Annotated in this window: 13 protein-coding genes; 2 read left to right on the plus strand and 11 right to left on the minus strand. The window is 65.5% G+C overall.

The genetic code is table 11. The annotated features are described in order from the left end of the window. Nucleotides 1-63: 63 nt before the first annotated feature. The 10 genes from C4K39_RS01265 to C4K39_RS01310 form a co-directional block, all read right to left on the minus strand. Nucleotides 64-708, minus strand: coding sequence for a methionine ABC transporter permease (locus tag C4K39_RS01265; protein WP_068580131.1), 645 nt, complete (start codon nucleotides 706-708; stop codon nucleotides 64-66). Then, nucleotides 698-1,822, minus strand: coding sequence for a methionine ABC transporter ATP-binding protein (locus tag C4K39_RS01270; protein WP_124345483.1), 1,125 nt, complete (start codon nucleotides 1,820-1,822; stop codon nucleotides 698-700). Before C4K39_RS01270 ends, C4K39_RS01265 begins: the two co-directional genes overlap by 11 nt. Before the next feature lies 1 nt (nucleotide 1,823). After that, entirely contained in the window at nucleotides 1,824-2,633 is an 810-nt protein-coding gene (locus C4K39_RS01275) for a MetQ/NlpA family ABC transporter substrate-binding protein (protein ID WP_068580135.1), read from the minus strand. A 126-nt stretch (nucleotides 2,634-2,759) separates the two neighbouring features. Beyond that, nucleotides 2,760-4,127: an LLM class flavin-dependent oxidoreductase gene (locus tag C4K39_RS01280; protein WP_124345484.1), complete on the minus strand. Its 1,368-nt coding sequence runs from the start codon at nucleotides 4,125-4,127 to the stop codon at nucleotides 2,760-2,762. Then, complete coding sequence (locus tag C4K39_RS01285; RefSeq protein ID WP_124345485.1) at nucleotides 4,127-5,326, minus strand: SfnB family sulfur acquisition oxidoreductase; 1,200 nt, start codon at nucleotides 5,324-5,326, stop codon at nucleotides 4,127-4,129. The genes C4K39_RS01280 and C4K39_RS01285 overlap by 1 nt, the downstream gene beginning before the upstream one ends. Nucleotides 5,327-5,365: 39 nt before the next feature. Beyond that, on the minus strand, nucleotides 5,366-6,607 hold the full coding sequence (locus tag C4K39_RS01290) for an SfnB family sulfur acquisition oxidoreductase (RefSeq protein ID WP_124345486.1): 1,242 nt from the start codon (nucleotides 6,605-6,607) through the stop codon (nucleotides 5,366-5,368). A gap of 427 nt (nucleotides 6,608-7,034) precedes the next feature. Continuing rightward, nucleotides 7,035-7,784 (minus strand): L-cystine ABC transporter ATP-binding protein TcyN, encoded by a 750-nt coding sequence (gene tcyN, locus C4K39_RS01295; RefSeq protein WP_053132714.1) that lies wholly within the window; start codon nucleotides 7,782-7,784, stop codon nucleotides 7,035-7,037. A 4-nt stretch (nucleotides 7,785-7,788) separates the two neighbouring features. Next, nucleotides 7,789-8,454, minus strand: coding sequence for a cystine ABC transporter permease (gene tcyL, locus C4K39_RS01300; RefSeq protein ID WP_022644179.1), 666 nt, complete (start codon nucleotides 8,452-8,454; stop codon nucleotides 7,789-7,791). Then, nucleotides 8,454-9,251 carry a cystine ABC transporter substrate-binding protein gene (tcyJ, locus tag C4K39_RS01305; RefSeq protein WP_068580138.1) on the minus strand — a complete coding sequence of 266 codons (798 nt, stop codon included), beginning with the start codon at nucleotides 9,249-9,251 and terminating at the stop codon, nucleotides 8,454-8,456. Before tcyJ ends, tcyL begins: the two co-directional genes overlap by 1 nt. A gap of 282 nt (nucleotides 9,252-9,533) precedes the next feature. Beyond that, complete coding sequence (locus C4K39_RS01310; RefSeq protein WP_068580139.1) at nucleotides 9,534-10,529, minus strand: D-cysteine desulfhydrase; 996 nt, start codon at nucleotides 10,527-10,529, stop codon at nucleotides 9,534-9,536. A 190-nt stretch (nucleotides 10,530-10,719) separates the two neighbouring features. On the opposite strand from C4K39_RS01310, the gene epsC reads away from it, so the two are divergent. Both epsC and betT read left to right on the plus strand, forming a co-directional pair. Beyond that, entirely contained in the window at nucleotides 10,720-11,646 is a 927-nt protein-coding gene (gene epsC / locus C4K39_RS01315; protein WP_068580140.1) for a serine O-acetyltransferase EpsC, read from the plus strand. A gap of 425 nt (nucleotides 11,647-12,071) precedes the next feature. Then, a complete protein-coding gene (gene betT, locus C4K39_RS01320) occupies nucleotides 12,072-14,033 on the plus strand; it encodes a choline transporter BetT (protein WP_164487344.1) in 1,962 nt (653 codons plus the stop codon). Between the two features lie 45 nt (nucleotides 14,034-14,078). On the opposite strand, the gene C4K39_RS01325 is transcribed toward betT, so the two are convergent. Beyond that, nucleotides 14,079-14,342, minus strand: a complete 264-nt coding sequence (locus C4K39_RS01325; protein WP_124345487.1) for a hypothetical protein — start codon at nucleotides 14,340-14,342, stop codon at nucleotides 14,079-14,081. Nucleotides 14,343-14,381 lie beyond the last annotated feature (39 nt).

Below are 14,381 nucleotides of genomic sequence, written 5' to 3' on the forward strand. Positions count from 1 at the left end.
AGCCGCTGCCGGGCCTGCGAGGCTGCGCCAAGGCCCAGAGGGCCTTCAGGTGCGCGAAGCGGCTCAGCGCTTGTTGAGGCGCCGGGCCAGGCGGTCGCCGCCGAGCTGGATCGCCGCCACCAGGAGCACCAGCAACACGATCACCGTGAGCATGATCTGGCTGTCGAAGCGCTGGTAGCCGTAGCGGTAGGCGATGTCCCCCAGCCCGCCGGCCCCGATGGCCCCGGCCATGGCCGAGGAGTTGATCATGGTCACCAGGGTGATGGTGAAGCCGCCGACTATGCCCGGCAGCGCCTCGGGCAAGAGCACGTGCCAGACAATGTGCCAGCGTCGGCAGCCCATGGCCTGGGCCGCTTCGATCAGCCCGTGGTCGACCTCCCGCAGGCTGACTTCGGCGATGCGCGCGAAGAACGGCGTGGCGGCGATGGTCAGCGGCACCACGGCCGCCCACACCCCATAGGTGGTGCCGACGATCAGCCGGGTGAAGGGGATCAGCGCCACCATCAGGATCAGGAACGGGATCGAGCGGAACAGGTTGACGAAGGCCCCCAGGGCGCGGTTCAGCGCCGGGGCCTGGTAGATCCCGCCCTTACCGCTGGTGACCAGGATCACTGCCAGGGGAATCCCCGCCAGCAGGGCGATCAACGACGACACGCCGACCATCAGCAGGGTGTCGAGTGCACCCTGGAGCAAACGTTCAAACCACATAACCCAGCACCTCCACCTGTTGTGCCCAGTGCCTGGCGCGCTGGCGCAGTTCCTCGGCGCCCAGGGACGAGCCCTGCACCGCCAGCAGCAGCTGGCCCAGGGCATGGCCCTGGATGCGCTCGACCCCGCCCTGCAGCAGCCGCACGCGTCCGCCCAGGGCGTTGAACAGCGCCGCCAGGTCCGGCTCGTCACGTTGCGCGCCGGTAAAGCGCAGGCTCAGCACCACGGCCGCTGCGGCACTCTTGGGATGGCTGCGCAGGCGTTGGCGCAACTCCTCGGGCAGTTCATGTTGCAAGGGTGCCAGCAGGGTCTTGCTGACCTCGTGCTGCGGGTCGCCGAAGACCTTCCACACCGGGCCCTGCTCGACGATCCCCCCACGCTCCAGGACCACCACCCGGTGGCAGATATCGCGGATCACCGCCATCTCGTGGGTGATCAGGATGATGGTCAGGCCCAGGCGCTGGTTGATCTCTTGCAGCAGGCCGAGGATCGACTGGGTGGTTTCCGGGTCCAGGGCCGAGGTGGCCTCGTCGCACAGCAGGATCTCGGGGTCGTGGACCAGGGCGCGGGCGATCCCCACCCGCTGCTTCTGGCCGCCGGACAGCTGCGCCGGATAGGCCTGGTGCTTGTCCTTCAGGCCCACCAGTTCCAGCAGTTCACGGACCTTGCGCTGGCGCTGGGCCTTGGGCACCCCGGCCACCTTCAGGGGCAGCTCGACGTTGTGCCACACGGTCTTGGCCGACATCAGGTTGAAGTGCTGGAAGATCATGCCGATGCGTCGGCGCAGGGCCACCAGGCGGTCTTCGTCGAATTCGCCGATGTCCACCTGGTCGATCAGCACCCGGCCGCTGCTGGGTCGTTCCAGGCGGTTGATGGTGCGGATCAGCGACGACTTGCCGGCGCCGCTGCGGCCGATGATGCCGAACACCTCGCCGCGCTGGATCGCCAGGTCGATGCCGTGCAGGGCCTGGACCGGACCCTGCTGGCCCTGGTAGGTCTTGCCCAGGCCGATGAAGCGCACCTGGGCGCGGTTCAGGTCCGGATGCAGCTCGGTCCGTTCGGCGCTCTGGGGTTCGGGTTCGGGGAGCGCAAGCTTATGCGTGGCGACTGTCATCTCAACCTTCCCAACCGGCCTGGTAGAGCTTGCCGTGGGCCTGGTCCAGGGCGGCGCGCACGGCGGGCGAATGCTGGTAGATATCGACGAACTTGATCAGCCGCGGATCGTTTTTGCTCTTGGGCTGGATCACGAACTGGATCACGTACTCCTTGTGGTCCAGGCCGTCGAACAGCAGCGCCGAGCCGGCATCGAAGGTCTTGGCCAGGCGGATGTAGGCCGGGTAGCCCTGGACCAGGTCGGCGTCGTCGTAGGCACGCACCAGTTGCACGGCCTCGACCTGGAGGATCTTGATCTTTTTCGGGTTGGCGATGATGTCGTCTTCGGTGGCCTTGTAGCCGACCCCCGGCTTCAGGCTGATCAGCCCGGCCTTGGCCAGCAGCTGCAGGCCGCGACCGCTGTTGATCGGGTCGTTGGCGATGGCCACGCTGGCGCCTTGGGGCAGTTCGTCGAAGCTTTTGTACTTCTTCGAGTACAGGCCGACGTTGTTGATGATCCCCGGGGCGAAAGGCACCAGGTCGAAACCGGCGGCGGCCTTGGCGTTTTCCAGGAACGGGATGTGCTGGAAGTAGTTCACGTCGATGTCGCCGGCGGCCAGGCTGACGTTGGGCGCGATCCAGTCGCTGAACTCCACCAGTTCCACCTTCAGGCCTTGCTTGCCGGCTTCGGCGACGGCGGCCTCCAGGGGAATGGCGAAGGCGGCGGTGGTGCCGACCTTGAGTGGCGGTTCGGCGGCGAAGACGCTGCTGGCGAAGAGCCCGAGGGCGAGGGCCAGTGCTTTGACCGGATGGCGCGGGAGCTTGGTGTTCATGGTCTTGGGTTCCAGTCAGTGCATCGAGGTTTTTGGGGGTGTTACGGTCTTGTCGCGGCAAGCCTCGCTCCTGCGCAGGCATCTGCAGGAGCGAGCGGGCGGCGATCCGGCTTGCCCGCGATGCCGTTAGCGGCGGTAGGCCGCGCCGGTGTGGCGAGCGGGTAGCTTGCGGTCCTGGTGGAAGAGCTTTTCGCGCAGGGTCCCGGTCTCGTAGGCGGTCTTGTAGGACCCGCGTCGTTGCAGCTCCGGGATCACCAGGTCGATGAAGTCGACATAGCTTTCCGGGGTGACGATGCGGGTCAGGTTGAAGCCGTCCAGGCCGGTCTCGGCGATCCAGGATTCCAGGTCGTCGGCCACCTGCTGCGGTGAACCGACCACGGTGAAGTAGCGCCCGCCCAGGGCGTGCTGCTCCAGGAGCTTGCGCCGGGTCCAGTCGTTGTTCTGCAGGTGCTTGGTGGCCGACTGGATGGCGTTGTTCTTCACGTACTGGATAGGTTCGTCGAGCTCGTACTGGGCGAAGTCGATGCCGGTGGAGGCGGAGAAGTGCGCGACCCCGGCCTCGGCGCTGGCATGGCTGCGGTACTCGGCGTGCTTCTTCCAGGCCAGCTCCTCGGTGGCCCCGACGATCACGTTCAGGCCCATGAAGATCTTGATGTCCTCGGGGTTGCGCCCGGCGGCCACGGCGCTGGCGCGGACCTTGTCCACCTGGGCCTTGGTCGCGGCCTTGTTCTGCCCGCTGATGAACACGCATTCGGCGTGGCGCCCGGCGAACACCAGGCCGCGCTCCGAACTGCCGGCCTGGAACAGCACCGGGGTGCGCTGGGGCGAGGGCTCGCACAGGTGATAACCGCTGACCTGGTAGAACTCGCCCTGGTGCTCGACCTTGTGCACCTTGTCCGGCCGTGCATAGATGCGCTGCTCGCGGTCGTTGACCACGGCGTCGTCTTCCCAACTGCCTTCCCAGAGCTTGTACAGCACCTCCAGGTATTCGTCGGCCTGGTCGTAGCGGCGGTCGTGCTCGATCTGCTCCTTGAGGCCCATGGCCTGGGCGGCGCTGTCCAGGTAGCCGGTGACGATGTTCCAGCCGACCCGGCCACGGCTCAGGTGGTCGAGGGTGGAAAGCCTGCGGGCGAACAGGTAGGGCGCCTCGTAGGTGAGGTTGGCGGTGAGGCCGAACCCCAGGTTGCGGGTGACCGCGGCCATGGCCGAGACCAGCAGCAGCGGGTCGTTGACCGGCAGCTGGATCGACTCCTTGAGCGTCACGTCCACCGAGCCCTGGTAGACGTCGTAGACCCCGACGATATCGGCGATGAACAGCCCGTCGAACAGTCCGCGCTCCAGCAACTGGGCCAGCTCGGTCCAGTACTCGAGGCTCTGGTACTGGGTGGAGGTGTCCCGTGGGTGGGTCCACAGGCCGTGGTTGATGTGCCCGACGCAGTTCATGTTGAAGGCGTTGAGCAGGATCTTCTTCTTGGTGGGGGCGAGGGCGCTCATCAGATGGTCCCCCGCAGTGGCGGGTTCTGCTGGTTGAGGTAGTAGTTGCCCACGGCGTGGTACTTCCAGCGCACCGGGTCGTGCAGGGTGTGCACCCGGGCATTGCGCCAATGGCGGTCCAGGCCGTACTCGGCCAGGGTCGCCTGGCTGCCGGCCAGTTCGAACAGGGTGCTGCCGGCGGCCAGGGAAATCTCCGTGCTCAGGGCCCGGGCCTCGGCCACGGCGATGGAGGCGGCCGCCACGGTCTCGGCGTTGGTCTGGGCCTGGGCGCGGTCGAGGAACTCCCCGGCCCGTTCCAGCAGGGCCTCGGTGGCATGCAGGCGAATGCTCAGGTGGCCGAAACTCTTGATGGTCAGCGGGTCGTCGGTGGCCTTGTCGTGGCCGGAATCGATCCACGGCCGGCTCTTGGTCCGTACAAAGCGCAGGGCGTCTTCGTAGGCGGCGCGGGCGATGCCGGTGTCGATGGCGGCGTGGAGAATCTGCGCCAGGGGGCCGACCGGGGTCGGACGCTCGAAGGCGCTCTGGAACGGCACCACGTCGGCGGCGTCCACCGCCACGCTTTCGAAGACCACCGAGCCACTGCCGGTGGTGCGCTGGCCGAAGCCGCTCCAGTCGTCGATCACGCTCAGGCCCTGGCTGTCGGCGGGGACGAACGCCAGTTGCTGGATGCCGTCCTCATCCACCACCGAGGTGGGGATGCGCTGGGCATAGATGGCGCCGGTGGCGTAGAACTTGCGTCCGTCGATGCGGTAACCCTGGCCGCTGCGGTCGCGGCTCAGGCGGGTGGTGCGGTCGTGGGCGGTCTTGGTGCCCAGCTCGGCCAGGGCGTTGCCGAAGCGTCGGCCGGCCAGGACCTCTGCGTACAGCCGTTGCTTCTGCTGCTCGCTGCCGTTCACCCGCAGCACTTCGAGGGCATAGAAATGGTTTTGCGGGATCTGGCCCAGGGAGGCGTCGGCCTCGGCGATCAGCGCGGTGACCTTGGCCAGGGTGACGTTGGATACGCCAGCGCCGCCATATTCCTTGGGTACGCTGATGCCCCACAGGCCGGAGCGGCTGAAGGCTTCCAGCTCGGGGTGCGGCAGGCGCCGCTCGCGATCGCGCAGGGCGCTGTCGCGCTTGAAATCTTCCGCCAGGTCGCTGGCGACAATCAGGGCTTGCTCGTCGCTGGTGATGACCGCGACGTGTTGAGAAAGAGACATGTGTTTCTCCAGAGATCTGGTCAAAAGCGTTCTGGGCGGTTAAATCCAGGAATGACGGGCCGGCAGCGTGCCGTTCAGGTGATAGGCGCCCACGGCGTGGTACTTCCAGCGCACCGGGTCGTGCAGGGTGTGCACCCGGGCGTTGCGCCAATGGCGGTCAAGGTTGAATTCGGCGAGGGTGGCGCGGCTGCCGGCCAGCTCGAACAGTTTCTCGCTGGCTTGCAGGGAGATCTCGGTGGTCAGCACCTTGGCTTCGGCTACGGCGATGGAGGCACGGGCCGCGGACTCGGCGGTGACCGGCGCCGCGCTGACCTGGTCCAGCACTTGGCCGGCCTTGCGCAGCAGGGCCTCGGCGGCGTGCAGTTCGATCTGCAGCTTGCCGATGTCGGCGATCACATAGAGGTCGTCGCTGGCCCGTTCGACGTTGGCGTCGATCCACGGCCGCGAGCGTTCACGGACGAAGCGAATGGCATCGGCCAGGGCTTCGCGGGCGATCCCGGCGTCGATGGCGGCCTGGATCAGTTGCGAGGCGGCGCCCTGGATGTTCGGGGTCTCGTTGATCTTCCAGTTGTCCAGCACCAGCTCGGAGTCCACCCGCACGTTGTTCAGCAAGATGGTGCCGCTGGCGGTGGTGCGCTGGCCGAAGCCCGACCAGTCATCGATGATGCGCAGCCCCGGGGTGCCACGGCGGACGAAGGCCAGGACCTGGCGACCGTCGTCGTTGAGCGCCTTGACCGCCACCCAGTGGGCGAACAGCGCGCCGGTGGAATAGAACTTCTGGCCGTTGAGCACATGGCCGTCGGCGTCGGCGCTGATCCGCGCCTTGAGTTCCAGGGTGTTCTTGGTGCCGCGCTCCGGGCCGGCATTGCCGATGCGCCAGCCTTCCAGGACGCTTTGCAGCAGCTGTTTCTTCTGGCGCTCGGTACCGCAACCGAGGATCAGGTTGAGGATGCCGAACTGGTTCTGCGGGATCTGCCCGAGGGCCGGGTCCGCCGCGGAAATGATCGCGAACACCTCGGCCACGGTCACGTAGGAAACCTGTGGGCCGCCATAGGCCCGGGGGATAGCGATGCTGCCCAGGCCACTGCGGGTGAACTGCTCGACCAGCGCCCAGGGCAGCTTGCGCTGGCGGTCGCGCTGGGCGGCTTGTTGGCGGGCCTCGTCGGCCAGTTCATGGGCGGCCTGCAAGGCCTGGGCGTCGTTGAGCAGTACCTGCGCGGGCAACAACAGGGGGGCAATGTCCAGGTCGCTCTGGACCTGTGCTTCTACCAGACTGGACATCAGTGCCACTCCTTGGCTGCACGCAATGCCCTGGCGATCTGCACTGGGGTGATTGTGTTCCGAACCATACCTACCTCACATCTTTGGATAGGCCGCGTCATGCGGCGAAATCGGGATCAAGAATGTCCGGTGGTCCGGTGGCATATACCCTAAGCGTGGATAAAAATTAAATAAACTAACTTATAGGAATATGCATAGAAGAGGGTTACGTATACGTCAGGCGGGGATAGGGCGTGTGGGTATCGGGGTGTATGTGGCCGCTGCCGCAGGCTGCGCATGGGTGCGCAGCGGCCGTGGATTTTGGGGTTTGAAGGCCCTGCGGGCCTTGGCGCAGCCTCGCGTTGCTCGGCAGCGGCTACAGGTGAGGGTGGCGTTTGGCGTGGCCGCTGCCGCAGGTTGCGTAGCGGCCTTGGGGTTTTGGGGCGGGTCAGGCCGAGGTGAGGAACTTGCTGAGGAACTGCCGGGTGCGTTCTTCCCGGGGGTGGGCGAACAGGGCCTTGGCTTCGCCCTGTTCGACGATCACTCCCTTGTCGAAGAAGATCACCCGGTTGGCCACGTCGCGGGCGAAGCTCATCTCATGGGTGACGATGACCATCGTGCGCTTCTCCTCGGCCAGGCCGCGGATGGTCGCCAGCACCTCGCCCACCAGCTCCGGGTCCAGGGCCGAGGTGGGTTCGTCGAACAGGATCACCTTGGGCTCCATGGCCAGGGCCCGGGCAATCGCCACCCGCTGCTGCTGGCCGCCGGACAGGCGCCTGGGGTAGGCGTCTTCCTTGCCCGCCAGGCCGACCTTGGCCAGGAGCTTGCGGCCCAGGGCCAGAGCCTGCTCGCGTGGGGTCTTCTTCACCACCAGCGGGCCCTCGACGACGTTCTCCAGGGCGGTGCGGTGGGGAAACAGGTTGAAGTTCTGGAACACGAAACCCACTTGCTGGCGCAGTTGGCGGATCCGCCCTTGCTGCTGGCTCAGCGGGACATTGCTGTCGATGGCGATGTCGCCGATGCGGACCCGGCCGCTGGTGGGTTGTTCGAGGAAATTCAGGCAACGCAGGAAGGTGGTCTTGCCCGAGCCACTGGGGCCGATGATGGCCACCACTTCGCCTTCCTTGACCTCCAGGTCGATGCCATTGAGCACCGTCTGGCCCTTGAACTGCTTGGTCAGTTTTTCCACCACGATCATGGCTTCAAGACTCCTGGTCGTGCCGATTGACCCGCTCTTCCAGACGGTGCTGCAGGTGCGCGAGCACGCTGGCCAGGACCCAGTAGATCAGAGCGGCGGCAAGATACATGGTGAAGATTTCGAAGGTCCGGGCGGTGATCAGCTGCGCCTGGCGGAACAGTTCCGGGACCTGGATGGTGGCGGCCAGGGCGGTGTCCTTGACCAGCGAGATGAAGCTGTTGCCCAACGGCGGCAGGGCGGTGCGCATGGCTTGCGGCAGGATCGCCCGGCGCAGGGTCTGGGCCCGGGTCATGCCGATGCTGGCGGCGGCCTCCCACTGGCCACGCTCGATGGAGCCGATGGCGGCCCTGAGGATTTCACAGGCGTAGGCCGCCATGTTCAGGGAGAAGCCGATCAGCGCCGCAGGCAACGGGTCCAGCTCCAGCCCCAGTTGCGGCAGGCCGTAGTAGATCACGAAGAGCTGCACCAAGAGCGGAGTGCCGCGAAAGAACGACACATAGATCCGGGCGATCCAGCTCACCAGCGCGAAGCGCGACAGGCGCATCAAGGCCAGGCCGAAGCCCAGCAGCAGCCCGAAGAACATGCCGCCCAGGCTCAGGATCACCGTGTAGTACGCACCCTTGAGCAGGAATGGCGCCGAGTCCAGCGCCAGTTGCAGGCCTGCTTCCATTATTGGGTGACGTCAGCGTTGAAGTATTTTTCCGAGAGTTTCTTCAGCGTGCCGTCGGCCCGCAGCTCCTCGATCGCCTTGTTTACCGCGGCCAGCAGTTCCGGTTCGCCCTTGCGCAGGGCCACGCCGGATTCCTGGCGGGAGAAGGGGTCGCCGGAGACCACCAGGGTGTCCTTGGTTTTCTTGATCAGCTCGAAGGCCGCCAGGCGGTCCACCAGGATGGCTTCGATACGGCCTACACGCAGGTCCTGGTACTTGGTCGGATCGTCGTCGTAGGTCTTGATGATGGCGTTGGGCACGTTGTCCTTCAGCCATTGCTCGTAGTTGGTGCCCAGGCCCACCCCGACCTTGTGCCCGGCCAGGTCGGCGGCGGTCTTGAACTTGCCCTCGTCCTTCTTCTGGGTCAGGGCCTGGATGCCGGAGATGGTGTAGGGGGTGGAGAAGTCGTACTTCTTCTTGCGCTCCTCGGAGATGGTCACCTGGTTGACCACGGCGTCCAGGCGCTTGGATTCCAGGGCCGCGAGGATGCCGTCCCACTTGGTCGGCTGCAACTTGACCTTGACCCCGAGCTTGTTGGCCAGGGCTTCGGAGAATTCCACTTCGAAGCCGGTCAGCTTGCCGTTTTCGTCGACGTAGCTGAACGGTGGGTAGGTGCCTTCCAGGCCGACGTTGATCACGCCCGCGTCCTTGATCTTCTGCAGTTGCTCGCCGGCAACCGCTTGCCCCATCAGTCCGGCACCGAGGGCCAGGCCCAGTGTGCCAATCAGCAGATTGCGACGCAGTACGGAAAGATTCATGACAAGCCCCTGTGGTTTCTTATGCACGATGCGAGTGGGAAATGCAGGTCGATCGATGAGCCGGAACGCAGGTTTCATCCTGCCCTAAATGCAGCGTATGCGTCTCCCGGCAAATTCGCCTGCGCCGCGACTATAAGTACTCTTTTATAGATGTAAAAATAATATAAATTCACATTTATATTTCCTAAAAGAATATCTAATTCATCCCTTGCAGCCGCTGCCGCAGGCTGCGCACGAGCGCAAGGCGCTCGCCTTTGCCGATGTATTTCCTTGCTCTGATCTTCAGCTGAAGGCCCCTGCATAAGCGAACAGCGCCGGGGCTCCGCCGGTGTGCAGGAACAGGATCGGGCCCTCCTCGAATCGCTGGCGACCGATGCCGTCCAGCAACCCGGCCATGGCCTTGCCGGTATAGACCGGGTCCAGCAGCAAGCCCTCCTGGCTGGCCAGGAGCTTGACCGCGGCCAGGGTGCCGGCATTGGGCTCGCCATAGCGCGGGGCGAAATATTCGTCCCACAGCTGCACATTGAAGCTCGGCGGCAACGGCACGCCCAGCAGTTCGGCGGTGCGCTCGGCCAGGCCCTGGACCTTGGGCCGCTGGTTTTCCTCGGTACGCGAGACGGTGACGCCGATCACCGGCAGTTGCGGCAAGGCTTCGCTCAGGCCCAGGGCCAGGCCGCTGTGGGTGCCGGCGCTGCCAGAGGCCAGGACCACGGCGGCGAAGCGCAGGCCGCTGTCCTCGATCTGTTGCGCCAGCTCCAGGCCGGCGCGTACGTAACCCAGGGCGCCCAGGGCATTGGAGCCGCCGATGGGTACCAGGTAGGGCTTCTTGCCGTTGCTGCGCAGGCGCGCGGCCAGGGCCTGGAGCTGCTCGTCGGCCTGGTCGAGGTTGTCCACCAGCTCGACCTTGGCATCGAACAGTTCCAGCAGCAGGCGGTTGCCGTTGCCCAGGTAGTTGGCATCGTCGGTGCCGATGGGGTTTTCCAGCAGGGCGACGCAACCCAGGCCCAGTTGGGCGGCCAGTGCCGCGGTCTGGCGTACGTGGTTGGACTGGATGGCCCCGGCGGTGACCAGGGTGTCGGCACCCTGGGCCAGGGCATCGGCCGCCAGGTATTCGAGCTTGCGCAGCTTGTTGCCGCCCATGGCCAGGGGCGTGGTGTCGTCGCGCTTGATGTAGATGTCGCGGCCGGTCCAGGCCGACAGGCGTTGGAGTTTTTCCAGGGCGGTGGCGTGGCCGAGCAGGTCGAGGCGGTCGAAACGGGCGAGCTGTTGTTTGATCATGAGTCCGCACGGAACAGGGAAGGTGCAACGACTATAGGCAGCGATATTTGGCCGGGCAACCGCTGCTCGCTTATGCAAAAAAGTGCTTATGTGCGCACAATTAGTTCTTAAGGGTGGCCGTGACCGGGCGTAAAGTGATCGCCGTTTGCGCGGCCTGACAGTCCGGCCGCCCGAGTCTAGGAGTCTTATCGTGAGCGAGCGTTCCAGCCATTGGCAATTGCAGACCATCGTCGGTCAACTGCGCGATGCCCGTGATCAGTGGCGTAGCCGCAACGGTCGGGTCAGCGGCGAGCAGGGTGGCCGCGAGCTGCCGTCGAGGGCGGCCATGGCGGAGATCCTCGAGGCCCTGTGCGGCGCCCTGTTCCCCATGCGCCTGGGGCCGGTGGACCTGCGCGAGGAGAGCGAGGATTTCTATGTCGGCCATACCCTGGATGCGGCGCTCAACGCCCTGCTGGCCCAGGCGCGCCTGGAGCTGCGCTACGTGGCCCGGCAGAACGGTGAAAGCGATATCGACGTCAATGCCCGGGCGATTCGCCTGATCCAGGATTTCGCCCTGGCCCTGCCCGGCCTGCGCGTATTGCTCGATACCGATGTGCTGGCCGCTTACCACGGCGATCCGGCGGCCCGCAGCGTCGACGAAGTGCTGTTGTGCTACCCGGGCATCCTGGCGGTGATCCACCATCGCCTGGCGCACCACTTGTATGGTGCCGGGCTGCCGTTGCTGGCGCGGATCAGCTCGGAGATCGCCCACTCGGCCACCGGCATCGACATCCACCCGGGGGCGCAGATCGGCAAGAGCTTCTTCATCGACCACGGCACCGGCGTGGTGATCGGCGAGACCGCGATCATCGGCGAGCGGGTGCGCATCTACCAGGCGGTGACCCTGGGGGCCAAGCGCTTCCCGGCGGACGAGGACGGCCAGTTGCAGAAGGGCCATCCGCGCCACCCGATCGTCGAGGACGACGTGGTGATCTACGCTGGCGCGACCATCCTCGGGCGCATCACCATCGGCAAGGGCTCGACCATCGGCGGCAACGTCTGGTTGACCCGCAGCGTGCCGGCGGGTTGCAACCTGACCCAGGCCAACCTGCAGCACGACGACGGCTCGCAGAAGTAACCTGTGGCCGCTGGCGGGCCTGCGCGGCCCGCTGGCCCTGCCACCCCCAATGCGGGCGCTGCGCGCCCGTGTGCAGCCTGCGGCAGCGGCTACACGAAGCGGCTACGCATGCCCGGCAGGGCCTTCCGGGGCCGGCCGGGCTTTCTCGCCATCGATGTGGCCGCCGTGCTGAACGATTGCGTCCGGCATACGTCATACCCTTCCTTGAGCTAGCGTACTGACAGTACCGCTGAGCCCTGCAATTGGTCCTGAACCCCTTATCCATGTTTAACTTGAACGCTTGTTCAAGTTAAACCGGTGGTTCGCTGCCCGCTCACAACAGGAGGCTTGCCTTTGCTGAGTCCGTACATTTCAGCCATGTTTCACCCCTTCGAGGTGCGCCATTCATGAGTGCATCATCCACCCCCGCGAACAGCCTGGTTCGCATGAATCCCCCGGTGTTCTACTTCGCCGCCAGCTTCATCCTGATCTTCGGCGTGGTGGTGATCAGCCTGCCGGAACAGGCCGGTGCCTGGCTGCTGGCCGCGCAGAACTGGGCGGCCAATACGGTCGGCTGGTACTACATGCTGGCCATGACCCTGTACCTGGTCTTCGTGGTGGTCACCGCCTTGTCCGGCTACGGCAAGATCAAGCTCGGTGCCGACCACGACGAACCCGAGTTCAGCTACCTGTCCTGGGCCGGCATGCTGTTCGCCGCCGGGATCAGCATCACCCTGTTCTTCTTCTGCGTTTCCGAACCCCTGACCCACATGCTCCAGCCGCCCAAGGGCGAGGCCGGCACGGTGGAGGCGGCGCGCCAGGGCATGCAGTTGCTGTTCCTGCACTGGGGCCTGCATGGCTGGGGTGTGTTCGCCTTCGTCGGCATGGCCCTGGCGTATTTCGCCTACCGGCATAACCTGCCGCTGGCCCTGCGTTCGGCGCTGTACCCGCTGATCGGCAAACGCATCAATGGCCCCATCGGCTATGCGGTGGATGGCTTCGGCATCATCGCCACGGTATTCGGCCTGGGCGCCGACATGGGGTTTGGCGTGTTGCACCTGAACTCCGGCCTCGACTACCTGTTCGGCATCGCCCACACCCAGTGGATCCAGGTCTTGTTGATCACCCTGATGATGGGTGCGGCGATCACCGTGGCGGTATCCGGGGTCGACAAGGGCGTGCGGGTGATGTCCGACATCAACATGCTGCTGGCGGTGGCGCTGCTGCTGTTCGTGCTGTTCGCCGGCCCGACCCAGCATCTGCTCAATACCCTGATCCAGAACCTGGGTGACTACCTGGGCGCGCTGCCGGCCAAGAGCTTCGATGTCTATGCCTATGACAAGCCCAGCGACTGGCTGGGTGGCTGGACGGTGTTCTACTGGGCCTGGTGGATTGCATGGTCGCCCTTCGTGGGGCTGTTCATCGCGCGGATTTCCCGGGGCCGGACCATTCGTGAGTTCGTCTTCGGCGTGCTGCTGATTCCCCTGGGCTTCACCCTGGCGTGGATGTCGATCTTCGGCAACAGCGCCATCGACCAGGTGCTCAACCACGGCATGAGCGCTCTGGGCATGTCGGCCATCGACAATCCATCGATGACCCTCTACCTGCTGCTGGAAACCTACCCCTGGAGCAAGACCGTGATCGCGGTCACGGTGTTCATCAGCTTCGTGTTCTTCGTCACCTCGGCGGACTCCGGCACCGTGGTGCTCTCCACCTTGTCGGCCCGAGGCGGCAGCGCGGACGAAGACGGCCCGAAATGGCTGCGGGTGTTCTGGGGGGCGATGACCGCCCTGGTCACCAGCGCGCTGTTGTTCGCTGGCAGCATCGATTCGCTGAAGTCGGCGGTGGTCCTGACCTCGCTGCCGTTCTCGCTGATCCTGCTGTTGATGATGTGGGGCCTGCACAAGGCGTTCTACATGGAGTCGCAGAAGCGCATCGCCCAGCTGCATTCCCTGGCGCCGGTATCGGCCTCGCGCCGGGGCCGGGGCGGTTGGCGCCAGCGCTTGAGCCAGGCGGTGCATTTCCCGTCGCGGGACGAGGTGTATCGCTTCCTCGACCAGACCGTGCGCCCGGCCATCGAGGAGGTGACGGCGGTATTCGTCGAGAAGGGACTGAACGTCATCACCCAGCCCGACCCGGCCAACGACAGCGTCAGCCTGGAGATCGGCCACGGCGACCAACATCCGTTCGTCTACCAGGTGCAGATGCGCGGTTATTTCACCCCGTCCTTCGCCCGGGGCGGCATGGGCCCGAAAGAGCTGCGCAACCGCCGTTACTACCGTGCCGAGGTGCATCTGTCCGAGGGTAGCCAGGACTATGACCTGATGGGCTACAGCAAGGAGCAGATCATCAACGACATCCTCGACCAGTACGAACGCCACATGCAGTTCCTGCATCTGGTGCGTTGATCCAGAGCCTCGCGGCCGGGGGCGCTGCTGCCCCTGGCCGGCGACTCAAGCCCTCGCTCCGCCCATGGCCAGGTACAGCCCCAGGGCGGCCACCGGCAGGGCGAACACCAGGCAGCCGACCAGCAGTTCCGAACCCAGGGGCTGCTTGGCGCTGACCACTCCCACCGCACCGTTGAGCACGCTCAACGCCAGCCACAGCCCGCAAAAGGCGTAGCCCAGGGTCTGTTGGCCGAAGCCCAGCCGTTCACCGATATACAGCACCAGGGCCAGCAGGAGCAGGCCGAAGGCAATGACGATGGTGGTGTGCATGAGGGGGCATCTCCTGGCGCCAGCCGACTGGCCGGAAAG

Source organism: Pseudomonas sessilinigenes (genome assembly GCF_003850565.1).
Taxonomy (GTDB): Bacteria; Pseudomonadota; Gammaproteobacteria; order Pseudomonadales; family Pseudomonadaceae; genus Aquipseudomonas; species Aquipseudomonas sessilinigenes.